This is a genomic window from Roseateles sp. P4_D2 (genome assembly GCF_056401875.1).
Genome location: NZ_JBFUIM010000003.1, coordinates 426322 through 450870, shown reverse-complemented (window position 1 = coordinate 450870; position 24549 = coordinate 426322). Strand labels below are relative to the sequence as shown.

18 protein-coding genes are annotated in these 24549 nt (G+C 69.8%); all 18 read right to left on the bottom strand.

Translation table 11 applies throughout. From position 1 onward, the window contains the following. Window positions 1-6: 6 nt before the first annotated feature. The 18 genes from AC1DW0_RS07770 to AC1DW0_RS07685 are packed head-to-tail and all read right to left on the bottom strand — an operon-like array spanning window position 7 to window position 24544. Complete coding sequence (locus AC1DW0_RS07770; protein ID WP_477945300.1) at window positions 7-2967, bottom strand: outer membrane beta-barrel protein; 2961 nt, start codon at window positions 2965-2967, stop codon at window positions 7-9. Window positions 2968-2998: 31 nt separating this feature from the next. Beyond that, window positions 2999-3772, bottom strand: coding sequence for a hypothetical protein (locus AC1DW0_RS07765; RefSeq protein WP_457353962.1), 774 nt, complete (start codon window positions 3770-3772; stop codon window positions 2999-3001). Between the two features lie 20 nt (window positions 3773-3792). Then, window positions 3793-5100 carry a hypothetical protein gene (locus tag AC1DW0_RS07760; RefSeq protein ID WP_457353964.1) on the bottom strand — a complete coding sequence of 436 codons (1308 nt, stop codon included), beginning with the start codon at window positions 5098-5100 and terminating at the stop codon, window positions 3793-3795. Further along, on the bottom strand, window positions 5097-6674 hold the full coding sequence (locus AC1DW0_RS07755; RefSeq protein ID WP_457353966.1) for a hypothetical protein: 1578 nt from the start codon (window positions 6672-6674) through the stop codon (window positions 5097-5099). The genes AC1DW0_RS07760 and AC1DW0_RS07755 overlap by 4 nt, the downstream gene beginning before the upstream one ends. Window positions 6675-6710: 36 nt before the next feature. Beyond that, on the bottom strand, window positions 6711-9737 hold the full coding sequence (locus AC1DW0_RS07750; protein ID WP_457353968.1) for a phage tail protein: 3027 nt from the start codon (window positions 9735-9737) through the stop codon (window positions 6711-6713). Then, complete coding sequence (locus AC1DW0_RS07745) at window positions 9737-12040, bottom strand: baseplate J/gp47 family protein (protein ID WP_457353970.1); 2304 nt, start codon at window positions 12038-12040, stop codon at window positions 9737-9739. The genes AC1DW0_RS07750 and AC1DW0_RS07745 overlap by 1 nt, the downstream gene beginning before the upstream one ends. A gap of 20 nt (window positions 12041-12060) precedes the next feature. After that, window positions 12061-12450 carry a GPW/gp25 family protein gene (locus tag AC1DW0_RS07740; RefSeq protein WP_457353972.1) on the bottom strand — a complete coding sequence of 130 codons (390 nt, stop codon included), beginning with the start codon at window positions 12448-12450 and terminating at the stop codon, window positions 12061-12063. Further along, a complete protein-coding gene (locus AC1DW0_RS07735) occupies window positions 12447-14477 on the bottom strand; it encodes a hypothetical protein (protein ID WP_457353974.1) in 2031 nt (676 codons plus the stop codon). The genes AC1DW0_RS07740 and AC1DW0_RS07735 overlap by 4 nt, the downstream gene beginning before the upstream one ends. A gap of 4 nt (window positions 14478-14481) precedes the next feature. After that, the gene (locus AC1DW0_RS07730) at window positions 14482-15198 is read right to left on the bottom strand and encodes a phage baseplate assembly protein V (RefSeq protein ID WP_457353976.1); all 717 of its coding nucleotides are present in this window, start codon (window positions 15196-15198) and stop codon (window positions 14482-14484) included. A 1-nt stretch (window position 15199) separates the two neighbouring features. Then, window positions 15200-16270, bottom strand: coding sequence for a phage late control D family protein (locus AC1DW0_RS07725; protein ID WP_457353978.1), 1071 nt, complete (start codon window positions 16268-16270; stop codon window positions 15200-15202). An 11-nt stretch (window positions 16271-16281) separates the two neighbouring features. Then, window positions 16282-16464, bottom strand: a complete 183-nt coding sequence (locus AC1DW0_RS07720) for a hypothetical protein (RefSeq protein WP_457353980.1) — start codon at window positions 16462-16464, stop codon at window positions 16282-16284. 15 nt (window positions 16465-16479) lie between these two features. Further along, a complete protein-coding gene (locus tag AC1DW0_RS07715) occupies window positions 16480-17304 on the bottom strand; it encodes a CIS tube protein (RefSeq protein WP_457353982.1) in 825 nt (274 codons plus the stop codon). Beyond that, on the bottom strand, window positions 17301-17768 hold the full coding sequence (locus AC1DW0_RS07710) for a phage tail protein (protein ID WP_457353984.1): 468 nt from the start codon (window positions 17766-17768) through the stop codon (window positions 17301-17303). The genes AC1DW0_RS07715 and AC1DW0_RS07710 overlap by 4 nt, the downstream gene beginning before the upstream one ends. Further along, complete coding sequence (locus AC1DW0_RS07705) at window positions 17765-20632, bottom strand: phage tail sheath C-terminal domain-containing protein (RefSeq protein WP_457353986.1); 2868 nt, start codon at window positions 20630-20632, stop codon at window positions 17765-17767. Before AC1DW0_RS07705 ends, AC1DW0_RS07710 begins: the two co-directional genes overlap by 4 nt. Window positions 20633-20635: 3 nt before the next feature. Beyond that, complete coding sequence (locus AC1DW0_RS07700; RefSeq protein ID WP_457353988.1) at window positions 20636-21088, bottom strand: phage tail protein; 453 nt, start codon at window positions 21086-21088, stop codon at window positions 20636-20638. Between the two features lie 12 nt (window positions 21089-21100). Next, window positions 21101-23020 (bottom strand): phage tail sheath family protein, encoded by a 1920-nt coding sequence (locus tag AC1DW0_RS07695; RefSeq protein ID WP_457353990.1) that lies wholly within the window; start codon window positions 23018-23020, stop codon window positions 21101-21103. A gap of 28 nt (window positions 23021-23048) precedes the next feature. After that, window positions 23049-23957: a hypothetical protein gene (locus AC1DW0_RS07690; protein WP_457353992.1), complete on the bottom strand. Its 909-nt coding sequence runs from the start codon at window positions 23955-23957 to the stop codon at window positions 23049-23051. Then, window positions 23954-24544 (bottom strand): Pvc16 family protein, encoded by a 591-nt coding sequence (locus AC1DW0_RS07685; RefSeq protein WP_457353994.1) that lies wholly within the window; start codon window positions 24542-24544, stop codon window positions 23954-23956. The genes AC1DW0_RS07690 and AC1DW0_RS07685 overlap by 4 nt, the downstream gene beginning before the upstream one ends. Window positions 24545-24549 lie beyond the last annotated feature (5 nt).

The following is a 24549-nucleotide window of genomic DNA, read 5'->3' as shown; positions in this document are numbered from 1 at the left end:
CCCGCTTCAGAAGGCGTAGCGAAGGCCCAGCAGCAGCGACGAGAACGAGTTCCGCGGCGAGTTGCCTGACACTGAATGCAAGCTGTAGCGCCCTTCCAGCGACCATTGCGGCGCGAACTGCCATTGCAGGCCGGCGCCTATGCTGGCACCGAAGCGCGTCGACCCTGGATCGAAGGCGTACAGCCCTGCGCCGACGAAGCCGAACAGCCTGGTGGGTGACGCTGTGAGATAGAACTTGGCGTTGACGCCGAACTGGGTCATGTCGACATCAGGGTTGGCGCCCTTGCCGTCAACCGAGTGGGCGACCAGCACCGCCTCTATCGACAGGTCAGGGTTCAGCAGGTATTCGAAGCCGATGGCGCCGGCCGTCCCCCTTTTGTTGATAGCGGAGAAGCTGCCGCGCGGGGAGGCCGTACCGAGGGCGCCCCAGATCGCGTACTTGCCGCCGGCGCCGCTGCCGCCGCCCACTGACGGCGTGACGGTGTTGCCCGCATTCAGATCGCCCGGCCTGGGCACATAGCTGTCAAGGCGGATCACCGGCTGGTCGAGGAAGTGCACGGCCACGCTGGGCGCTGTCGTGCCGCTGAACGGGATGCGCGCGGTGTAGGTACCGTTGAGGTTGTCGACCGGCTTGACCGGCGGGCGGCCGGGCGAGGCGAACCAGAAGTAGTTCGCGTAGCCCGGCCCCATCTTGCCGCCTCGCACGTTGCGCGGCGTCATCGTGATCGCCAGTTGCTGGCCGTCCCCCGAGCCGATCGTGCTGATGGCGTACTGTGTACTGCCGCCGTCCGGCAGCGAGCGCACATGCACCGTGCGGATCTGCTGGCGGACGAAGCGGCCGCCGCTCTTGGAAACACCCTCGACGAAAAACACGATCTGGTAGTGTCCCTCGGTGTCGGCCGGCACGAGCGCGGAGTACTCGCCGTCATTGGCAGCGGTATCTCCACTCGCGGCCGCGCCGTCGTCGACCAGGGTCACCGCACCCGAGATCTTTGCCAATGCACCGGGGTTTGCCAGCAGCAACGCGTCCAGCTTGCGCTGGGCCGCGCTCGACGTGTCGCCGGGTGTGGGCCCAGACGGCTGGACCGTCGCGTCCGACAACACATCGCCAACGCTGCTCCCCGGCCGCACGACGAATGCCTGGACACGCGCGCCCGGCTGGGTACCGAGGTCGCGCAGCGCCGCGCCGAAGTCGTTCACTCGCGCGACCAACCGGATTTTCCCGCCGACCGCGTGTTCGGCGCGAACCACGCCGAGCGTCGTGTTCACCGCGGAATCGTCACCCAGAACGATCAGGTTGAAAGGCATTGGCTGGTTGCCTTCGCCCGCATTTTCGACACTCACCGTCCACAAACCACCCGCATTGGCGCCGTTGGTTTGCAGCGGCAGACGCACCGATCCCATGAGGGTTCCAGGCGTGTCCCCCGCAGCCGGAGTGAACACGATGGGTGCACCGGAGGGCGGTGTCAGCCGAACCCGCAAGCGGCCCTGCCGGGCATTCCAGTCCACGCCGAACGCGAGGCTGGTAGTGGTGGTGGTGACGGGAACTTGCGTGGTGAACAGTGCAGCCTGGCTCGTCTTGTCCGAGATCACGCGGAGTGTTTCAACGGTGGCGAACTTGTGAAAGTTCTGCAGCACCTGCAAGAAGAAGTCGTTGAGCAGGCTGTCGTCGACCTCGGTGTTCAGGTAGAAGCCGCCGGTCGTCGTGGCGAGCCCCTGGTTGATGGTCGGATCGACGGCCACACCCGTGCCGACCGTGACGCTGTAGATCTTCAATGGCGGCTGGTTCGCGAGGTTCACGCCATCAACCTGGACCTGTGTCGCTGCGAACGAGGGGTTGGGCGCCGTGTTGTGAACGCCGTCGCTCATCAACAGGATCACCTTCCGATTGGGGTCTCCGGCGAGGCTGGGCAGGGCCTCTGCCGCTTTCTTGATCCCCCCGCCGATCGACGTGGACCCATTCGGGTTGACGCTGGCGATGGCAGTCTTCAACGGGCCCGCGGGCAAGGGCCCGAAGTCACTCAGCCCCAAGCCGGTACCCGACCCTGCGGCCAGCTCGGACAGCCACTTGATCTCATTGTCGAAATACACCACCCCGAGGCGATCCGTCGGCGCCTGGATGAACTGGGCGGCTTCATTGGCTCGCAGCAACTTCCACATGTCGACGAACATGCCGGCGGCCTTGTGCAGCTGGGCCATCTTGATCGGCGACCCGGCATCTGACGGGTTAGCCTTGCCATTCATGCTGCCGGAGCGATCGAGCACCAGGACAGCATCCGCCCCGACGCGCCCGCTGAGCACGTTGGCAGGGGGCGCCACGGTCGCCACAGGGTCGGAATTCAGGGGCGTCGTGCGGAAGGTGTTGCCGCAGGCCGGCGGGTTGGCGCTGGTCAGATCCTTGTCCAGCGTCTGCACCGCGACACCCACGATGCGCGCCGCAGGCGGGTTGACCGCGATCGTCCAGGTCTCGCTCGCGAGCATCGTCGAGCCGCATGACGCGTCAATGTTGTTGTCGAGCTGCAGCTTGAGGACCAGCTTGGGATCACCCAGAACCCCCGGGTCGGCGCCGGATTCTCCCGGCTTCAGCACGACAACCGAATCCGGCGACGGCGTGGGCGGGTTCTCAAACATGAAGAACCCGCCGGGGGTTGCGTTCGTCAGGTCGATGGCGCCGGTGGAGATGCTGCGGCTTTCGGTGTTGTTGGTCACCGTCAGGGTGATGGGGCTCGTGTCGGTCAGCAGCAGCGAGATCTTCAACGCGCTGATCTCCAGCTGGGTGGCCGTGAAGTCCCCGGTCGGCTTGGCCCCTGGCCGCTTCGGTACCGTGATCTGGAAACTCGACACGGGTGCTGCCTCGGCGGGCTTCGGCGCCCCGAGCGTGAGTGCCGCGCAGATCAGAGGCCCAACGAGGGTCCACAACAACGCGCTACGAGGGGGGCGTCCATTCAAACGAACTGCGAGGTTCATCGTCATCTCCTGTGGATTTCGGGAATGGACGTCACACCATCCGGCGGATGGTCACGTTCTGGGTGTCGACGTTGTTGGCGCCCGGCACCGTGATCTCGATCGTCGCTTGCGAGGTGCCGCCGACACTGGCGATCACGGCAGACAGGTTGGGTGGCATCGTCACGAGCAGCACCGACTCGGTCGGCGCGTTGTTGATCACCGAGGCGGGATCGATCGGCAATGACCCCCCCGCGTTGGGGGGGAACGCCGTCTGGCCCGGACCGGTGTTGAAGATCAGCCGGACGAGGTTGTTGGCCGCAGGGTTGGCGAACTGGATGCCCGTGATGCGGGCGTTCTGGCCAGAGCGCAGGATCAGCTGGCCGCTTGCCGCATCGACTGCGTTGGAAATGACCGGGTCGGGCAGCCCGGCGATCACCGGCAGCAAGGTGTACGGCCGCTCGCTGGTGCCCTGGCTGTTGCTCACGCGCACGATCACCTCCCGTGACGCACTCGGCACCGGGATCGATCCAGGGATCGTGACGACCAGTTGCGCGTTGTTGCTGCCCGCCTGGAACGCCGCAGGCGAGATCGGCACGCCATCGATCGACAGCAGGTTGGTGCCGAGCGGGAAATCGAAGCTGCCGAAGACCCTCAACGTGCGACCCGCGTTCTGCTGAAGCGGTGGATCAAAGCCCGTGATGAGCTGATTCGAGGGCCCGGCGCCACCGATGGCCGCATCGTGTTCGTTGAGCAACGCGATGATGCGATTGAGAAGGTCCGACGAGATCACGTCGCCGGGTCGAAGCGTATCGAGAATTGCGGCCATGGAACCTCCTGTGGAGCGGGTTAGGCGGCGCTGCCGCAGCAGTTCGCGTAGTTGCTGAAATCGAAGCGCGCCATGTCGAAGCGGGCGAGTGCAAGCTCTGGCAGGAGGCCGGTCGCGAAGACCAGCATGGGCTGCACCGGCACGCCCTCCGTGGCCGCCTTCACGTTCTGCCAGGGCCTGTAGAGCCAGATGAATTCCTTCTGCGTGAGGTCGATCGGCGCATGGGCCAGCGCCTGCTCCTGCAGCACGCTCATCAGGCGTGCGTCGATGAACTCGATGCCTTGTGTCGGGTCTCCGCCTGGCCGGCGCACGATGCCGAAGAGGAAACTGGGCTCGAAGAAGCCACGCAGCGGCAAACTCTGCAGCGGCACGGTGCCGAAGGGCGGCAGATGACGGAAATGGTCGATCGCCAACAGCGCCGTCGGGTTGGACGTGGCGGCCAGCAGGTCCGACAGGTGCTGCTGGAATTGGGCACACATGGCATGCGCCTCGACCAGGCGCCGGTCGCGCGCCTGGAACGCCAGGCTGTTGAGCGCATCCGGCGCCAACAGCATGCGCCTCACAGCCCAGGTGTCGACGAACTGCAAGCCGGCCGCCGTCCAGTACACCAACGCGAGCGGAACATCGCAATCAGACAAGCTGGTGCCGCGCAGCTCGTCGACCAGGCCGTATTTCGGCGGGTCGTTACGCCACGGGTCGAGGGCGTTGGCCGCGCGCGCTTCCACACCGAAGCAGCGGTAGGCCAGCCGGTTGCGAAACTGGGGTGTGCCCAGGTCAAGATCGACATAGCGCAGCGGATTGATCGACAGCAGGCGGAACTGCAAACCATCCACCGTGACGTCGGTGTTGCATCGCACATTGGTCGGATCCAGCCCGTTGGTCGGCGCGCGGCCTTCGGACATCTGGGCCGGCGCGATGGTCAACAGGTAGACGCCCGCGCCAGCGACATAAGTCCCGTCGCCCAGCGGGTTGCAGTTGGCGAACACGCAGTCGCAGGCGGTCGTGCCGGCAGTGTCGAAGCGCCGCGTCAGCGCAACGCTGGTGTCCAGGCTCAGGCGCAGCGTCTGGCCGGCGCGGTTGACCGCGAGGCCGGACTTGACCCGCAGTACCGGTGCGGCCGCGGTGTCGAGATCGGCGTCCCGCGCGGTTTCCAGCCCGAAGGCCACGCCGTCACCGATGGCCAGGCCCAAGCGCGCATCCCATTCGCGGCGCGCCTGCTGCTCGCGCGACATGTCCTTGCCGGTCAGCAGCCGGCCGTTGAAGAAGTTGACGCTGCGGATGCCGCCTTCCTTCAGCGGCTCCTCCAGCTGCAGGGCCTCGCCGCTCATGACGGCCTCCGGGTGCGCGGGTTGCTGGCGGCGGCATTGCCACCCACTTCGTACCAACGGCCGGCGCCATCCGCCACCACCGTCGCGGAGCGGCCGCTGGCGATCTCCAGGCTGGGCAGCTCGTCCAGCGTGTTGCGCGAGCGCGGGTCGGTGCGAAGGGTCAGCGTGCCGACGTTGACGTTCTTCACCACGTAGATGCGCCCTTCGTTGCCGGGCGACGAGCGCGGCAGCGTGATCGTCAGCGCGGTCGCATCACGCGCCAGCACATGGGAATGGTTTTCACCGAGCACCGTGTTGGCACTGACGCTGATCAGCGGCACGCGCAGCGGCTGGACCGCGGGCTGAATGGGCGGCTGAATGGGCGGCTGAATGGGTGGCTGAATGGGTGGTTGAATGGGTGGTTGAATGGGTGGTTGAATGGGTGGTTGAATGGGCGATGACAGCATCAGCCCACCACCGCCCATCGCCGGCGCGACGCCGAAACCGTCACCGCACTCGCAGCCGCACAGCGCCCATTCCTGCAGCAGGCGCAGATGGGCGAGCACCGGCCGCGTCGTCTCGTCGACATCGATGAGCGGCGGGCTGCCGACGATCTGCCAGGCGCCGGCCGGCGATCCGCCTATCCATTGCACATCGAAGCTCACCCGCGCCAGCAGCAGGCAGTCGGCATCGCGCTGCTCGACGCGGTGACAGCGCATCGCCATCCACAGCGGCCGCAGCTCGGTGACCCAGAAGCGCAGCGCGACGCGCAGGAAGTCGCACAGCTCGCCGCTGCCGATCACGACCGGTGCCGCCAGGTCGAAGAGATAGTCACCCAGCGATTCGAAGGACGCGGGCGGCGACAGCGGCGGCGAGGCCGCGCCGGCCTCGGTCCAGGGCTGGATGCCCGGGCGCAGGGCCTCGATCCAGATGCTGTCGCTGCCGCCCAGCGGCGGCGGGCTGCTGTCGTCGACCTGCACATTGGCACGCAGCCAACGCACGAAATCGCGCAGGGCGTCCTCCTCGGTCTGCAGCGGCGCGAACTCGCGCAGGTCGAGGCGGAAGTCGTCGGCGATGCGCGAGTCCGTCATCAGCTTGTCTTCCGAGCGGCAGGGCTCGCCGGGGATGGGCACCGGCCGCGTCTTGCAGTCGGCCCAGCACAGGGTCAGGAACAGCGACACCGTGCCTGCCGTGACGGCCGGCGGCGACACGGGCGGCGACAGCGGCGGCGAACCCGGGTTGAGCAGGCGGTTCACCAGGGCCGCGTTCTCGGCCTTCGCCAGCCAGCGGTTGATCACCGCGCACTGGTCGGCCGGCACGCAGATGTGGCGGCCGCTCGGCGTCAGCGCCGAGCCCGCGCCGACATGCAGGCGCGGCCCGTCGCTGCCGTCGATCTCCGCCATCACGCGCAGGCCGCTCAAGGTGCCGTAGCCGAGGGCGTCGCGCGCCTGCCAGCGGTCGCGCCCGTCGAGGTAGGTGAACTCCTGGACGAAGTCGTCGACGCCCAGCACCATGCCGCGCGCGTAGTTGACGTGCTGCGTCGGGTCGGGCGCGGTGCCCGTCAGCGTGCTCACCGGTTCATTGCAGCAGCCCATGGCTCGCTCCTCGGTTCGTCGGATGGTTCATGTCGTTCAACAGGCCAGCAGGCGCCGGTCGGGTGCCTGCGGCCGCAACGCCGTGGCCACAAAGCTCGCGCCGACGTAGGCGCGGCCAACCACCGCATCGGGAATCAGTTCGGGGGCGCGGCTGCCCGCGCCGATCTGCGTGTCCAGCCCCAGCCGCGCCTCGCCGATACGGTTGAAGGCCCAGAAGAAGCGCACGTCGAAGACCGTGTGCGCGGGCTTTTCCAGCTCGACGATGCGGCGCGCCAGGCCCAGCCTGTCCTCCAGCTCGAAGGGGTCGGCGCTGACGCTGTCCACCGGCAGCAGCACCGAAAAGCGGTGGGCCGTGCGGTGCATGGCGAGCAGTTGGCCCTCGAACTGCAGCCAGTCTGTCTGCGCCGTGCCGCTGATGGGCAGCACGTCGGGCAAGGCGACCAGGTCGAAGTCGCTCCAGTGCGTGCCGTGCGCGGTCTTCAAACGCTCGATGCGGCGGTAGCGGCGGGCGAGGAAGTCCTGCCAGCGGGCGCGCGTCCAGGCGCCGTCGCTGCGTGCGCAGAAGGCGGCCCAGTCGGCGGCGGCGGTCTCGTTGGCCGGCGCATCGACCGGCAGCGCGACCGCGGCCATGCTGGCGTAGGCGCTGCCATGCTTGGTGTTGACCGCTTCGAGGCTGCCATGGCGCGCCAGCAGCCAGGCCTGCCAGCGCGCCCTCTCCTGCGCCCCCGCCGAAGGCACGAAACCCAGGGCCGACGCGGTGAAGGTACGCCAGAGCAAGGCCTCGTCGGCATCGACCGGCGGCAGCAAGGGGAAGGGTGTCAGCTGTTCGGTCGGCGTGGCCACCCTGCCCTGGGCCCGCGCCCAGCGGTCCACCAGGCCGGTATTGCCTTCGGCCGGGGTCCAGAGCGTCTGCGTCTGGACGAGCTGCAAGGCGTCGCCCTGCAGCGCGGCCGCACCCGGGTCGCCGGCCGCCAGCGCGCCGATCAGGCGTGTCTGGTAGGTCTCGACGATGCGGATGCGGCGCGGCCCCTCGTCGCCGTCGCGCGGCGCCTCGAACATCGCCGCGTCGAAGCAGGGATCGAAAGCCAGCTCCAGCGCCAGCCGCAGGCCGTGCACCGTGCCGCGCCAGCGGAAGAAGTCCATCGCATGCTGCACGAAGAGGCGATGGCGGCGTTCGTCCCAGGCGGGGTCGAGGGCGACATCGAACCACTCGGCCAGCCAGGCCAGGGCCTCGGACGGCACGGTGCGGGCGTCGAACAGCGACTGCACGCGCGCCACCTTGTCCTCGATGCCGGTCAGCGTGCTCTCGAAGTTGGCGAGCCAGCGCTCCAGGAAGTCCGCGCCCCGTTCGTCCTCGCGGTAGACCGCCGGCAGGAAGCGCTCGGGGTAGGAGAAACGGGGTGCCCACACCCGCAACGCGCGCAGCCGCGGCGTGTTCGTGCCCTGTTCGCTGCTGAGCTTGAGCTTCAGCTGCAGATAGCGGCCCTGGGCGGCCTGGAACAGCAGCTCCCAGGTGCCCTGCCCGGTTTCGCGCCGCGTGGGCCGCATGGCCTCGCGGCGCAGCCACGGCAGCTCGGGGCCGTCGGGCCGCAGCAGCGGCGCCGGTTCCGGCCGCCAGGCGCCGACCAGTTGCATCGTCTCGCCAGGTGGGGACAGCTGGCCCGGGAAGCCGTCGACTTCGTCGGCCGCGCGGCTCCACACCTCGACCAGGGTGCCGGCGGGAATCGCGGCGTCGAGCAGCAGTTTGTCCCAGGTCGTGCCGAGTTCGCCGCTGTCGAACAGTGGGCTCACCAGTTCCGCCTCGGTCTCGAAGCGCGCGCGCGGCTGCTGCACGAACAGCGTCCACACCGGTTGCGCGATGCCGCTGTCGTAGCGGCCATCGCCGCGCACCGCCACCAGCGCCCGGCCACCGTAGCGGCGCAGCGGGTAGAGCTGGGGCAGAGTCTGCAGCTCGAAGCGCTCAGCGTCGTCGATGACGCCGAAGGCATGCACCTGGTTGCCGACGGTGCTGGCGACGAAGAGCTGCTTCGCCACATCGCCCTCGGCGCAGGGCCAGCGCGGCGCGGCGGCGTGCAGGAAGTCGTGGGCCGGCGCTGGCAGGCCGGCCAGCCAGTCCGACGCGTCCTGGGACCAGGTGTCGCCCTCGCGGCGCAGGCGCACGACGCGCGAGCGTTGCACCACGTCGTCGCGGTCGAGCAGCCACACGCTGCCGTCGCGGCCGGGCTCAACGGCAATCGGGTCCGTGACCCAGCCGGGGCTGGCGGCGAGGTCCAGCCCCAGCGGGAAATCGGTCGCCGCATGCACGCGCTGCGGGCCGGACAGGGGCTGGAAGTCGTCGATCACCTCGGGCGCGAGCGACGACAGCGGCTGGCCGCTGCGCACGATGGCCAGCTTGCAGTCCAGCTCCCACAGGCGCAGGTTGGCGCGGTCGAGGATCCAGACGCCACCGCCTTCGCGGGCGCACATGTCCAGGGGCAGGAAAGGCACGGCGGCGGGCCAGGGCGTTTCCAGAGACTGACCGCCGGCGACCAGGTCGAAGGCCAGCAGGCCGCGCAGGCCGCCGCGCTCGAAGGCGACTACGAGCCAGTCGTCCTGCGTGACGGCCATGGCGAGATAGGTTTCAGTCACCGCCGCCGCCGTGGCCGCGTGCAGCTGGAAGGCGAGCCTCTCCCGTTCATGCTGGGGCGTGCAATCGGACGGCTCGGCTGGCCAGAACAGGCTGTCGTGGCCGCTGCCGGCCGACGCCACATGCAGGGAGCGCAGGTCGTCGGCCACACGGTAGACATTGCCGTAGCGGTCCGCCGCGGCGCCGCGGCGCGCTTCCAGTGTCAAAGGCGCCTCGGTGGCGGTGGCCGGCAGCTCGATGGGGCGCGGCTGCAGGCTCAGTTCCTTGCGCGCCACGTCCCAGGCCGGCAGTTTGGGCGGCAGCAGCGGCGCGGGGCTGCCAGCGCCGCTCCACCAGGCTTCCAGCGACAGGGCCGCAGCGCTGTCGCCAACGACGCAGCGGCCCCAGTCGGCACGGCCGAGCAGCAGCTGGAAGCGGGCGCCGTTGACGTTCTTCATCAGCAGGACTCCGGCACCACGGGCACGGGCAGCAGCTGGATGGTCGCGGCCGGGGCCGTACCGGCGCCGCCGCGCAGGGCATCCAGCGGCAGCGGGTCGCCCGACACCACCGAGATGCCGAGCACGCGCGGCAGCTCCAGCCCCGTCATCTCGACCACGTCGGCCCCGGCGCGCGCGCCTTCGGCCAGCAACACGTCGGCAACCGAAGTGACGCCGGGCACGCGCGCCACTTCGGCCAGCAGCACGCGGCTGGCGACTACCGTGCGCAGCGGCCAGCCACGCTCGGGGTCGGTGCCGCGCGGCGTGAACAGCGGCGTTTCGCGCGGCTCATCGCCGTGGGGACCGACCGGCGCCAGCAGGCTGCGCAGGCGCAGCTTCACCGCCTCGACCACTTCGGCAATCGCGAAACCGGCGGCGGCCTCGATGCCGACAGAGATCCACAAGCCCTTGTAGACCGGGCCGCGCACGACCAGTTCGGTGGTGACCAGCCGGCGCGGGTCGAGGTGCTGGCACAGGGCATTGAGGAAGAGGCGGTCCGCACGCGGCGCATCGGGCTGGCCGGGATCGAACCTGGGGATGGCCATCACGGTGACCACGCCCGGTGCCGCGCCCGGTTCGTTGGGCACCAGGTCGGGATGGAAGGCCGGCAGGATCTCGACGCGGCCGATCTGCACGCCGGGCGCACGCAGCGTGATGGCCTCGAAGTCGTCGACGTTGACGAGGCGGTCGCGGTGCTGCAGATAGCGTCTCACCTGCTTCTCGCCGCTGGCCACGTCCTCCGCGTCGGCGCCGCCCCAGGTCTGCACCGGGTTGAACACCGTGAAACCCGAGGGCAGCTGCGGGGCGCTGTCGATCATGCCCTCGGCCACATTGCCGGCAGCGCCCTGGCTGAATTCATAGGAGGCCAGCACGCGCGCGCCCAGCGGCAGGCGGCGCCCGCGCAGGCCGTCGCCGAAGCGCAGCTCGCCGGCCTCGGCGTCGAGTTCGAAGACCTCGGTCGGCCCGGTGTCGGGCGTGTTCAGCTCGCGGGCCGTGGAGCGCGGGTTGCCCACCGGCACCTCGGGCGCCGCGGCGGCGAGATCATCGATGGGCTTCCAGGCCAGCGGCGCTTCGCTGCCCACGCGGGTCGTGACGCTGACGCTGCCCGGCAGCACCGGCGCGCGCGCCAGACGGCGCACCTGGTCCGGCGAGCCGTCGCCATCGGTCAGCGGCTCGGCGGCGATGCGCTGGGTCTGCCGCACCGGCGCCGCATTGATGCCGGCCCAGCGCAGGCGCGCGCGGGCGGCGCCATCGGCACGCACGCGCAGCCAGGTGACGACGCGCGCGCCGAGGGCCGGATCGTCCAGGGTCGGCGGCATGTCGCCCACACCGCCTTCGAGGGGATCGACGTCCTGCCACAGCTTGAGCTGGGCGGCGGCCGGCAAGGCGAGCTGCACGACGCCGGGCACCGACAGCAGGTCGACGTCGGTGCGGGGTTCGAGCTGGCGGTAGCGCGGGGCCGGCCGGTCGCCGGCATCGCGGGCGACGCGGCCATCGACATTGACCTCGGGCAGCTCGAAGCGCAGCAGCTGGCGCGGCTGGGCGCGGCCGGCCGGCGTCAGCTCGGCCGATTCGGCATCCAGCGCGGGCACCAGGCCCAGTGTCAGCGTGCGGCCGCCCAGCTTGTCGCGCAGCGTCTTCCAGGGATCGCTGCCGCCGCTGTCGGGCGGGTCGTCGCGGCGCGCCAGCAAGGCCATCCACAGGCTGGCGTCGACGGTGTCGGCATTGAGGTCGACGCTGTCGACCACCTGCGGGTCCAGGGCCACGGTTTCGTAGAGCTGCACATCGTCGGGGAATGGCACCTGGTAGGACGCGTACAGCAGTCGGTAGTAGTCGAGCAGCTCGGGCGATGGCGCGCTCAGGCGGCGCTTGAAGAAGACGCGCGCCTCCAGCGGCAGCACGTCCAGGCCGAGCTGGGTGCGGAAGGGCACCGCGCCGGCACGCACTTCCAGGTCTGCGCCCAGGGTCTGCACGCTGGCCGCACCGCGTTCGTTGGCGATGGCGACCAGGCCGCTGGCGGCCGACGCCGGCGCCAGCGGCACGCGCAGCATCTGCAGGAACTTGGCGCGGTTGCGCAGCGGCACGAGATTGGCGCGGTACAGCAGGCTCTCGGTCAGGAAGGAGAACAGCTGCACCAGCGTGACGCCGGGGTCGCTCTGGTTGAAGTTGGTCCACTCGGGCGTGTGCACGCGGGCACGGGCCAGCGTGCTGTCGACCAGCTGCGTGAAGCGGCGGTCGTCGAGCGGCGGCGGGGTGATCGGCATGGTCGGGCCCTCGTGTCGCGTCAGGCCGCGCCCAGCGGAACGCCGACCGTGATGCGCTCGCGCGCAGCGGTGGCGACCAGCTTGTAGGTGATGGTCAGCAGCGCGTTCTCGGCGTCCGCGGGGTCGGCCGCCATGTCGAGCGACTCGACCTGAATGCGGGGCTCCCAGCGCGTCAGCGCTCGCTGGGCCGCGTCCTTCACCAGCGCATGCGTGGCGGTGATGTTGGGTTCGAACAGATAGCGCGTCAGGCCGGCGCCGAACTCGGGCAGGCCGACGCGCTCGCCGGCCTCCGTCTTCAGGATCAGCGTGATCGACTCGCGGATATTGGTCTCGCCCTCCGACCAGACGAAACGGCCGTCGGCGCCCACCCGGGGCGGGAAGGACAGGCTCCTGCCGAAGATGCTGTTCATTCCGACTTCCCCTTGAACTTCGGGACCGGGAAGCACATCGCGAAGAAGGGCAACCAGCGGAACACGAAGTCCAGCAGGCTGACGATGATCATCAGCAGGATCAGCGCGCAGATCGTGATGATGGGCAGGGACAGCGAGCAGATCATGCCCAGGCTGGCCTGCGGCGAGCTGCCGCAGGGGCCCATGCCGCCAACGTCGAGGGGCTTGTGCAGGGGCCAGGGCAGCACGGAGCGCACCAGGTCGACGAAGCCCAGCCCCTTGGCGCGCTGCACCTGGCCGCACAGCACATCGGACATCATGAAGGCCGCGTTCTTCTGGTGCTTGCGCAGGCCGGCCGGCGTCGTGTCCATGGGCAGGGCAATGCGGATGGGGCGGGCCGGCGCATCGGAGTCGAAGAAGCTGGCGAGCTGGAAGCGCACGCTGGGCGCCGACAACAGCGTGGGCTTCAGCGACCCGCAGTCGCAGCGCACATAGGCGCAGCGGATGACGAACCAGCCGACGTCGCCCTGCAGGCTGTCGAAGGCGTCGCGCAGCTTGGCGGCGAACGGCAGGGCCGGCGATGGCGCCGCCGGCTGCGTGAGGTCGATGGCGGGTATGACCAGCTGCACGACCTTGTCGACCAGGGCCGCTGCATCCTCGGCTTCCTTTTGCAGAGGCGTCATGTTCGGCGCCGTAGCCTCAATGTCGTCGGCATCGACCGGCACGTCGGGCACCGGCAGCGTGGTGTGCAGGCCGGCAGCCGCATAGGCCGGCAGCACGCCCTCACGCAAGCCGGCCAGCAGATAGCGGAAGTCGGGCCAGGCCAGGCCGCTGCCCGGGTCGTCCGGATAGAGGGCCGTCGTGGCTTCGAGGCTGGCGCGCGCACCGCGCACGCGCCTGAGCGCCTCGCGCAGCGTGATGCCGGGGCTGCCGCTCAGGCCCGGCCAGCCCGTGCCCATCTGTGTCGCATTGCCGTTCAGCCAGTCGAACAGCTTCTTTGGCGCGCCGGTCAGCTGCGCGCCGAGGGCGGGCGTCTCGACGGCGTCCCAGACCCGCGACACATGGGTGGCGAGGAAGTCGGCAAAGTCCAGCAGCACCAGCCAGGACTGCCCCTGCAGCTGCTGGTTGGCGCCTTCAGCCTGCGTGGCGCGGCTGGCAGCATCCACGCCACCGTCTACCACGGTCATGATGCGCCCCTGGGCATAGAAGGCGCTGCGAACCAGGTTCTTCCAGGGCTCGCTGACGTCCATCTTGAACTGCTCCTTGCGCGTCGAGACCACGCTCGGTGCCGCGCCGCCACCCGTACCGGCAGCGCCGTGCTGGGCGCGCGCGCCCATGTATTCCTCGCGCCGGCCGACAGGGATCAGGCCGGCATGCAAGCGCCGGGGCTGGCCGTTATCGGCCTTGAAGCCCATGGAGAACAGGCCCAGCAGCTCCTCACCCGCCACCATGGCGTCGCCGGGGTCGACCTGCTGCCAGCGCGCGCCCGAGGCGTCCTTGACGAAGGCATACTCGACCGGCGTCGCGTTGGCGGACGGCGGCAGCAGCCGACGCAGCACGAAGCCGACCTGCTCGCTGCCGCCGGTGGCCAGCGCACGGTCGGGCAGGCCCGGCTGCGCGCACACCAGGTTAGCCGCGACGAGGTAATAGCGCTGGTGGGCCGGCTGGTAGAGCTTGAGCGGCAGGGTGCGGTCGACGCCGTTCTCCTTCGTGGCGAGCTGGGCCGTCGGCGCCGTCACTTCGGTGCGCGCCTGCCTGTCCTTGCGCAGCCGCGCCAGCGTCTTCGCCAGCTTGGGCAGCGGCACGCGCTCGACGAGGTCGGGCAGTTCGCCGGGCGGCAGGCGCCAGGTTTCGGGGCGCGCGATGCGGTCGCCGAGGCTGGCCGGGTCGTGCTCCAGCGCGGCCAGCACCTGCTGCATGTACTCGTCGCTGTCAAAGCGCAGCAGCACCGGGCGGCCCTGGTCGGCCGACACGGCACCGAGGGCCTGCGTGGCGCCAAAGCGGCCCCAAAGCGGCTGAGCGGTTTGCCAGGCGACGTTGTGGTTCATGGCATCACCACATATTCCCTGCGCCAGGCAGGTAGGAACTGCCAATCACCGTGCTGGCAATGACAGTCGTCGCCTGGACAGTGCCGGAAAAGGTCGCCATGCCGGCATCGACCGACAACAGCCCCGCGCTGACGCTGACCGTGCTCGCGTTGACCGTGACCTTGGCCGAGGCCGTGACGGTGATGCCCGCGGCCTCCAGCTTGATCGAGTTGCCGTTGCTGTCCTCGATGGTCACCGAGCCCGGGCCGTCCTTCAGCGTGACCGACTGGCCGCCCGGCGTCTCGACCTTGAACGACTCCTGGCCGTCCTGGTCGTCCAGCGTCAGCTTCACGCCGTTGCGCGAACAGATCACCTTCTTGGTGTTGTTGCTGTCCATGGACGCCGGCGGCGCGTCGCGGCCGTTCCACAGCCCGCCCAGCACATAGGGCCGGCGCGGGTCGCCATGCTCGAAGGCGACCAGCACCTCGTCATCGACGTCGGGGATGAACCAGCTGCCACGGTCGTTGCCGGCAAACAGCGTCGCCATGCGGGCCCAGCCCTCGTAGCGCTGGCCGCTCGCATCGGGCGACCAGGGCAGCGTGATCTTGACCCGCCCCTGCTGATCAGGGTCCTGGTTGTCGATGACGATGGCCGGCGCCACGCCATACCAGCGTCCGCCCCAGCCGGTGGGAACGCGCTCGTTTAGCAGCTGCTCGAAGGGTGGCAGGTCAGTCACGAGCATGTCAACGTCCTTCGCCAATCGCGGGACGGTCGCACCAGAACTCGGTGCGCAGCCCGCCCTTGGCGTCGAAGCGCACCTGCACCTCGGTCACGGTGTAGTCGCCCTCGAACAACGGGCCGACACCCTTGACCTTGAGCTTGGCCCCGACACGCAGGCCGGGCTTGGTCTTGGCCACGCCGTGGCCGACGACGAAGCGGCGCGCCATGTGGCGGAAGCTCGCCTCGGCGAAGGCGCGCGCCTCGGCATCGACCGCCGGCAAGGCATGGGCGAGCGTGTCGATGCGGCCTCCGAAGGCGCGCTCCAGCGTGGCGGCGCCGCTGGCATTGCCGTTGAGCTCGGCGCGGATGGCGGCCTCGTCGGCCTCGTGGCGGGCCACGCGCTTGTCGGCCACGCTCCAGCCGGAGCCGACGAGCTTGGTGCGCTGGTGGGCCAGGTCGGCGCAGACACAGAACTCGCGCAGGTCGCCCGGCCAGGCCAGTTCGACCGTCGGCGATTCGCGGCGTGCGCGCTGAGCGGCCTTGAGCTGCATGTCCTCGATCCAGATCTGCGCGTCCTCGCGCCGCGCCAGGTCGCGCACAAAGGCCAGGTCGCTCTGGTTGACCTGGGCCAGGTGCTTGTAGGTCTCGCCGCTGAGGTCGGTCTGGGCCTGCAGGCCGTGGTCGCCGGCGATGCGGCTCAGCACGTCGGCCAGCGTCGCATCGGCGAAGCTGCGGGTGCGCCGCGTCATCCTCAGGTCCTGCAGGCGGTCCTCGGCATAGACGCCGATCTGGGCCGGCCGGCCTTCTGGGAACTGCGCCGTGATGGCGCTGATGGCGCCCTTGAACACCAGGTCGTCGGCCACCTTGACCGACAAGGCCTTGCCGAAATCCAGCAGCTGGCGGTCGAAATACTGGAAGCCGCCGCTGTCGTTGCCGCCCCAGTTGCCGAACACCAGGTCGGCGCGCGCCAGGCCTTCGCTGGTCTCGACGATGTCCATCATCATCAGCCCCGCGCACAGGCCGGCATCGCGCTGGGCGTCGATCTCGACCGACGGGCGGGAGCTGTCGATGGCGTCAGTGGATGGACCGGGCATGGTCGGCTACCTCAATGAGCCCAGACACGCAGGGCTTGCGTGCGCAGCGTTTGCAAGGCGTCCTTGACCTCCTGGGGCGGCAGCTCTTCAGGCTTGCCGCCCTGGGCGTCGTTGGCCGCGGACGTGCCGCCCTTGGGCTGCTGGGGCTGGGCATCGCGCAGCACCTCGAAATCGTTGACAACCACGGAACCCATGCTGTGCTCCTCGTGTTAGCCGATGGCCAGGCGTGCACCGCTGGCGCCGCCCAGCGATGCGTTCAGTCCGCCCCCTGCCGATGCGGAAGCCGAGGCGCCGAATGACGCATCGGCCGAGGCCGACGCGCCTGCGGAGACAGAGGCATTGAGATTGACGAACTGCCCCGGCGCCATGCGCAGGGGGTCCTCAATGTCGTTGGCGGCGGCGATGCCCTGCCAACCGTCCTTGTTGCCGCCCTTCTTGTTCTTGCCCGCCATGTTCTGCAGCGAGTCGCCCTGCTTGGCCGCCTTCAGCGGCGCATGGCCCGGCGGCTTGTGGCCGGGCTTGACCTCGACCTTGCCGGCGCCGTCGAGCTTCTGCTCCAGGATGGCCTGCTGGCTCAGGGTCAGGGACAGGCTGGCGCGCAGCGGCTTGCCGTCGGGCGAGAAGAACTCCAGCGATTCCTCCAGCGCCTCGATCATGCCCTTGAACATGAAGTCGCCCCAGTGGAAGCAGACGCCGGGCGGCACCTTCTTGGAGGGATCGGCGTCGGATTCCTTGGGCTTCATGAAGTACAGCACCTTGGTGGTCAGGCGGCGCACGTCGTCGACCGGGTCCTTCTCCATCGCGGTCACGTCGAACCACAGCTGCAGCGCCAGCTTGGTGGTGCTGGAGCCGACGAACTGCATGCCGTCGGAGCCGGCCTTCTGGTCGCCGCCCTCGGGGGTCTTGAGCTCGTTGCTGAAGGTCAGCTTCAACGTCTCGGGGTTGAACTGCACCTCGACGGACTGACCGTCCTCCTTCTTGTTCTCGAAGCCCGGTTCGAGCTCGAACATGACGGCGCGCTTGAGTTCGGTCATGGCTGGATCCCGTTGAAGCGCAGGGTCTCGTAGGCGACCTGCAGTTCCTCGACGGCGACCTGGCCGTCGCGCGCGTTCAGGGCCGGTGCCTTCAGCTTGACCGGCACGCAGCGCGACAGCTGGAAGCTGGCGGTGACGGTGTGGCCGTCGGCCGCGTACATGACGACCTCGGCCTCGGCGCGCAGATAGGGGTTCTTCACGCAGTCCTGGAACCAGTGCCAGAGGTCGAAGTTCTCGGTCATGCCGCGCTTGAGCGTCAGCTGGCCGTAGGCGATCGCGCCGTTAAGGCGGATCTGCCGGTCGTTGGAGCCGCCCTCACGAATGGTCTTGACCTCCATGCTCATCTCAAGGCCGTCGCATTCGGCGAAGGCGGCCGAGACCAGCGGCTTGGGCTCTTCGCCGCGGAAGATCTCCACCGCGAAGTTGAAGGCGGTGAAGGGGCGGACGACGGCGACCTCGCTCATAGCTCTTCGGCCACGCTGAGGCGCTCGCCGCTTTGCAGCAGGCGCACCGCGATGAAGCGCATGGCCTGGGCCGGCGCGACATGCAGCTCGACGACGAGGCGGCCGGCATCGGCCTCGCGCGGCGTGTTGACGGTTTCGTCCGTGACGACGCGGAAGGACTGCGACGGCGTCGCGCCGGCGAAGGCGCCGCGGCGGAACAGGTCACCCATCAGGATGTCGAAGCCGCGCTTGATCGAGCGGCGCAGCGCCGGGCCGTTGGGCTCGAACACCCAGGCCGTGCCGCGCCGCAGCGCGAGCCGGCGCAGCAGCGCCAGCAGCCGCCTTACCTGGATGGGGCGCAGCTCGGTGTCGTGGGCCAGGGTGTCGGCCGACAGTGTCAGGAAGCCGCGCGGGTCGTCGCGCAACAGGTTGATCTGTGCATCTTGCAAGGCCTGGCGGTCAATGCTGCGCACCGGCGGCGCCAGCGCGACCACGTCCCGCAGCGCCTGGTTGGCCGGCGCGATCCAGGCGCCGCGCTGCGAGGCGCGCGCGGCCAGCACACCCATGGCCAGGCCATCGGGCGGGACCACGCGCGGCGCGGCCGGCAGCAGGCCATCGCGCAGCGCCGACTGCACCCAGGGAAAGTACATCGCACCATGCGACAGCGCCCGCGCCTCGTCGTAGCCGAAGGCATGCGGGTCGCCCTGCGCGGGCGGGCGGCGCACCGCGCGCAGCCGCGCCGTGTAGAGCAGGGCCTGCGGCGTGCGGAAGTGGCGCGGCATCGCCAGCGCGACGAACAGGTCGCCACAGGCATTGGCCAGGCGCAGTGCCGCGCGCTGCACCGCCAGCCAGTCGGCCTCGTGCACCAACTGCGCCGCGTCGGGCGCGAGCTGCTCCCAGTCTTCGCCACGCACCACCACCGTGACCGGGTTGGAGCCCAGGCTGCGCTGGCCGTCCAGCCAGGCGAACACCTGGTAGCGCAGCACGCCTTCGCGCATGGCGACCATGCGGTGTTCGAGGCCCAGGCCGCGATAGACCTCGCGTGCGTCGCTGAAGTCGGCCGCGGTCGCTTCGAGCAGCACATAGGTGGCACCCGGCTCGCTGTCGCTCCAGGACAGCCGGTAGGGGCCCGGCGGCAACGGCGCATCCGGGCCGGACAACCAGGGTGCTGCCAGCAGCCGGGTGCTGCAGTCCAGGAAGCTGGCGAAATCGGGGCCACCCTCGGGCGCCGAGCTCTGAGTGGCGCAGGGGCCGGCGTGGCTGCCCCAGAAGGGCAGCGCATCGGGGCCCTCCGGCTGCGACGGCTCCGGCGGCACATCGACACGGCGCTGCCAGCCGAGGTGGATGGCGTCGGGCAGAGCGAGCAGGCTGGCCTCGTTGAACAGGCCGCCCGCGCCGATGGCGAGGGCGGCATGCAGGCCTAAGAGCTCACGCGGATTCGGGCGGATCAGGCGGATGTCGTCGGCATGCGCGACCACGGTGGCGACGCCGTCGTTCACCAACTCCGGGTCGACGAAGAGGCTTGCGTCGAAGCGCGACAGGCCGTCGCGCTCCAGCGCCGTCTCGTCCTGCGGCAAGGGGGCGAGCGCGGCACCGTGCAAGGGCTCGACGCCCAGCGGCAGCCAGGCCAGCGTTTGATCCTCCGGCAGCGGCGCCAGCGCAAACCGCGGCAGTTCGCCCGGCGGCTGCGGCGGACGGTCATCGCGCGGCCGGTAGAAGGCGGCATCGTCCTGCAGCGTCCAGAACGACGCTGGATGCGCGGGTGCGAGGCCGATGCCGGAGCGCCGCGTGACCTCGGCGTCCGCGCTCGTGCGCAGTTCCAGCTCGACGCGCTGCGCCTGCGTGCTGCCGCCCAGTTCGGGCGGCAGCACCGCGCCGAGTTCCTGCCAGGCCGGGCCAAAGGTGGTCGCCGTCATCAGCGCGGTGGCCATCGAAGGCGGACTGCCGGCGAACGATGCCTCGCGGTGGATGCTATCGATGCGCTGCCAAAGCACGCCAGCGGCGCTTTCGAACCGCGCCCAGTGGCCAGCTTCGAGCAAGGCCGGCAGCGGATCATCGAACTGCAGTGCAGCGACGTCGTCATGCTCGGCGTCGGCACCCAGCCAGGTGGCCGACACCGCAGCCCCAAAGCCCCGGACTTCGGCGCTGCCCGGCAACCCCGGTGACAGCAGGCCGCTCGCCCGCTCGAAGGCCGCGAGCATGCGCGCCTCGACCAGCTGCAGGCTATCACCGCCCTGTCCCCGGTCGACCGCTTCCACCCGCGCATAGGCGCAGACGCGGTCGCGGTCGCCGAGTTGCAGCAGGTCGCCCACACGCAGCGCCACGCGCGAACGGAAGACGAGGCCATCGCCCGGCGGCGAGCTCGCCTCCACCAGCCCCTCGATGGCCAGGCCACGCACCAGCGCGGCGCAGCTCAGCCGCAGCGGGTCGGCCCAGGAGCCTTCGCAGCGCGTGCCCGACAGCGCAGACACGGCCGCCCCGCCCACCGGCAGGGCCAGCACGCCCGGCACCGCGAAGCGGCTGCTGCGCGCGACGCCGGGCAGGGAAGGATCGGCGCCCCGCGCCACCTCGAGCGCCTCGCTGCGCGCGATGCGCTGCACCCAGCAGCGCCGGCCGCCATTGGCGAAGAAGGCGCGCACCGCGCAGCCGAGATGGGCGAGCACCCGCTCGCCCCGTTGCGCATCCCAGGCCAGGGGCGCATCCGGGCCGAATACCGCGGCGTACTGGGCCGCGCTTTCTATCGCCACCGGCAGGTGCAGAGGCCCGGTGGATGCAAAGCCGACGAAAACCGCGACGTCCATGCGCGGCAGCGCATCGACCGCCGGCGGTGGCGCGACGTCGACCCGGATCCCGGGCAGTCGGCGAGCGATGGCGTCGGCTAGCACCAATCACTCCATCTCGAGGCGCTCGTAGGCGAGGACGAGTTCCTCCATCGCGACGTCGGTGCCCTTGGCATTGAAGGGGCCGCTGGTGTGCTTGATGATGCGCGCGCGCAGCAGCTTCCAGGTCTGCACCACCGCCGTGTGGTCCTCGTTCTGCAGCTGGATGGTGACCGTGCGCATGGCGTCCTGGTCGCCATTGCGGATCTGGTCCAGCCACTGGTAGAGGTTGAGCGAGCCGATCACGCCACGCTTCATCGTGACGTCGGTCGCCTTGTTCATGCCGGTGATCTTCATCACGCTGTTCTCGCGGGCATTGCCCGTGCGGTACTCGGACACGGTGACTTCCATGCCGATGCCGCTCAGCTCCTGGAAGCCGGCTTGCGGCCCCTCGGTGTTCCCGTCACCCAGGTCGACGAGGAAGTTGAACTGCACATAAGGTCGGTCTCGCAACTCGGCCATGACGGGCTCCTGTTAAACCTTGCGGTCGGCCGTCCATTGGCCGATGCGGAAGATGACGAACTCGGCGGGATTGACGACAGCCAGGCCGACCAGGCAGATCAGCCGGCCGTTGTCGAGGTCGTTCTGGGACATCGTGGAGCGGTCGCACTTCACGAAGAAGGCCTTCTCGGCCTTGTCGCCGAGCAGCGCGCCGGTTTCCCACTGCTGGCGCAGGAAGTCCTCGATGGTGCGGCGCACATTGGCCCACAGCACCGGCCCGTTGGGCTCGAACACCGCCCACTGCGTGCCCTTGTCGATGGACCGCTCGACGAAGGCGAAGTAGCGCCTCAGGCTGACGTATTTCCACTCGGGGTCGGAGCTGATGGTGCGGGCGCCCCAGAGCCGCATGCCGCGGCCCTCGAAGAAGCGGAAGCAGTTGATGCCCTCGGGATTGAGCACCTCCTGCTGCGACTTGTTGAGGAAGCGTTCGAAGCCCAGGGCCAGGTTGACGACCTCGTTGGCCGGCGCCTTGTAGACGGCGCGGTTGATGTCGTTGCGCGCATAGATGCCGGCGACAAAGCCCGATGGCGGCACATGGATCTCGCGCTGGCTCAGCGGGTCCAGCACGCGGATCCAGGGGTAGTAGAGGGCGCCGTAGGTGGAGTCGAGCTGGGCGCGCATGGCGCGCACCTCGCTGATGGCCTGGTCATCGCCGCTGTCGATGACGGCGATGCGGTATTTCATGCGCTCGGCGTGGCGGATCAGCGCGCGCACGATGGTGCGTGCGGTCGGGCCGTAGCCGGGCTCCTCGTAGCCGAAGGTGGAACCCGGTGCGGCGACGATGGAGATGTCCTCCAGGTCCTCGAACGCGACCATGCCGGTCTTGCGGTCGTCGAGCGTCGTGATGCCGGCGTATTCGTCGGCCTGCGGGCGGTTGCCGTCGTCGCCGTCTTCCAGCACGATGGCGACGCTGCGCTGGGCCGGCGAGCTGTCGTCGTTCTCGAGCGCCGCCTGCAGGCCGGTGGCCGGCGAGCCGATGCTAGGCGCTGCGGTGAAGAAGAGGCCCAGCAGGTCGACGCCGGTGTTGATGCCGGCGACATCGGCCTCGCGGAAGACGATGGGCAGCGTGCGGGCGCGCGCCATGCTGGCGGGATGCTCGGAGAAGTAGTCGAACAACCCGTCGGGGCTGCCGCCACGTTCGTGGTCGGGGTCCAGCGGCAGGTCCGGCGACGTGAAGGGCACGGTGATGCCGGTCAGCGGCGCGATGGTCACGCTGACCGTCACGATGCGCATTTCGTAGTCGCCCGGCGTCAGCTGGGCGAGCTGCACATCGGCCGTCGCCAGGTCGTCGCCGGTGGACGAGAAGGCCCAGCTCTCGTTGACCGTGTCGCGCAGCGCCAGGTAGTAGCCCTCGGCCACGGCGGGCGAACCGGCGCCGCCCGCTGGTGCGGGGCGGATCCAGACCGTGTCGCGGTTGGCGAGGGAGCGCACGCCCGGCACGGTGCCGTCGGCGACGAGCACGCTCTGGCCCATCTTGAAGGTGAAGCTCACGCGCGCATCGCCCATGGCACCGGGGAAGCGCGCGAACACCGCCAGCGGCGACGGGCTGCCGGGCAGTCCGCCAAAGGCGTGGCCCGACCAGGGATCCGCTTCATTCGTCGGCGTGAACACGCGGCTGACATAGAGCCGCTTGCCGCCTTCCTCGAAGAAGGCGCGCACGCCGTGCCACATGTAGTTGTCGATCTCCCCGGCGTCCTGGTAGTCCAGGCGTTCGCGGCCGCCATAGGTGCGCTCGAACTCGACCAGGCTGGTGATGATCTCGGGCTCGATGTCCAGCGGCCCGTAACGCGTCGGGCCGACGAAGCCGGTGGTGGTCGTGCTGACGCCTTCGATCGACTTGGAGCGGAACGACACCTCTTCGACGAAGACTCCGGGGGCAAGGTACTCGGGCATATCGCTTCTCCTGCGGTAGGCGGGTGACTCAGGCGGCAGAGACGGAAAGCCAGGACGCGTCGGCCGGCGCCGCCCCCAGCGCGCGTGCCGTCAATGGCACGCGGTAAGCAAGACGGCGCGAGGCCGTCGGCGAAGAGACCAGGTCGTCGACGCTGCCGGGCGTGTTCAGCTGCGCCAGCACGTCGGCCAGGTCGGCAATCGCAGGCACCGGCGCCGGCGGCGAGGCCTGCGACCAGAACACGTCCAGCTCGACCGGCCATGAAAAGTCGTTGCGCGCCTCGGGCGGCGAGGACAGCGCGCGCCGCGCCGGCTCGGGATAGGGGAACATCACGGCCACGCGGCCCTGTTCGTCGGCCAGGCCCAGGCCGCAGCGCTGGCCTTCGATGCGGACGCCCAGCAGCGCCCAGGCGGCCGGCCGGCCGCTGGCGGTGTCGCGCATCTGCGCGTAGACGGCGGCCTGCGCATCCGGCACGCCGCGGCTCGGCGCCGAGAACAGCGGGATGCGCTGCAGCATCAGCTGTGGCGGTGAACCTGGCGTGCCCGGCAGCACAATGGGCTGCGGCGGCGAGAACCAGGGCGCGTTCCAGGTCAGCAGGCCGCGCACCGGCAGGTCGACGTCGATGGCCAGCGGCAGGAAGCGGCCATAGGGGTCGCGCACCTCGATGCGGCAGGCGCGCAGCGCCGCCTCGGCCGTGGCCCACAGCTGCTGCGGATCGGTGTCCGAGAACTCGAAGTCGCGCAGGCCCGGCACGCTGTGGCCAACGTAGACGCCGCTGAGGTTTGGGCTCATGGGCTTGCGCACGCGCGGGTTCGAGCGTGCGAACACCTCGACCTGCAGGCCGTCGATCAGCGACGTGCTGCGCGCGGCATCCCAGAAGCGCACGCCGATGGCGGCGTGGCGTGCCAGCACCTCGAGCGACCGCGCGGCGAGGCTCATGCCGTCACCCCGCGCATGTCGAAGCGCCGCGTCTGCACCGCCGCCCCGCCCTCAACGTGGACGTCGGAGTCGATGAAGGCCATGCGCAGCGTGTAGGTGGCCGAGGCCGGCAGGCGCGGCTGCAGCCGGTCCCACAGGGTCAGGTAGTCTGTCAGCGACAGCGGGTCGCACACCAGGTCGAGCGCCTCGTGGGGCGCGAAGGTGTCGGTCTCGCTGAGGTAGTGGTTCAGGTGGCCCGCCGACAGCGTGCCGGTGTCCTCCATCAGCCGCATCACCCAGCCGAGCATGCGGTGCTGCATCTCGGCGTCCTGCGCCCACGGCGTGACCATGTAGTGCAGGTCCAGCGGCAGCGACGGCCTGAAGTTGCGCCCGTCCGGCGAGCGGCGCATGGTGAGGTTGCGCACCGAGCCGTTGATCGCCACGCGGTACAGGCACACCGAGAAGCCGTCCTGCATCGGTGACTCGAAGTCACGCATCTGGTAGAGCTGCACCTCGAGGCCCGCGCCGAACTCGTCGCGCGGATAGTGGTCACGGATCAACCCGGCCAGCGCGGTGCTGGCGGCGGCGATGGCGCGGTGGTTGGCCATCTTGG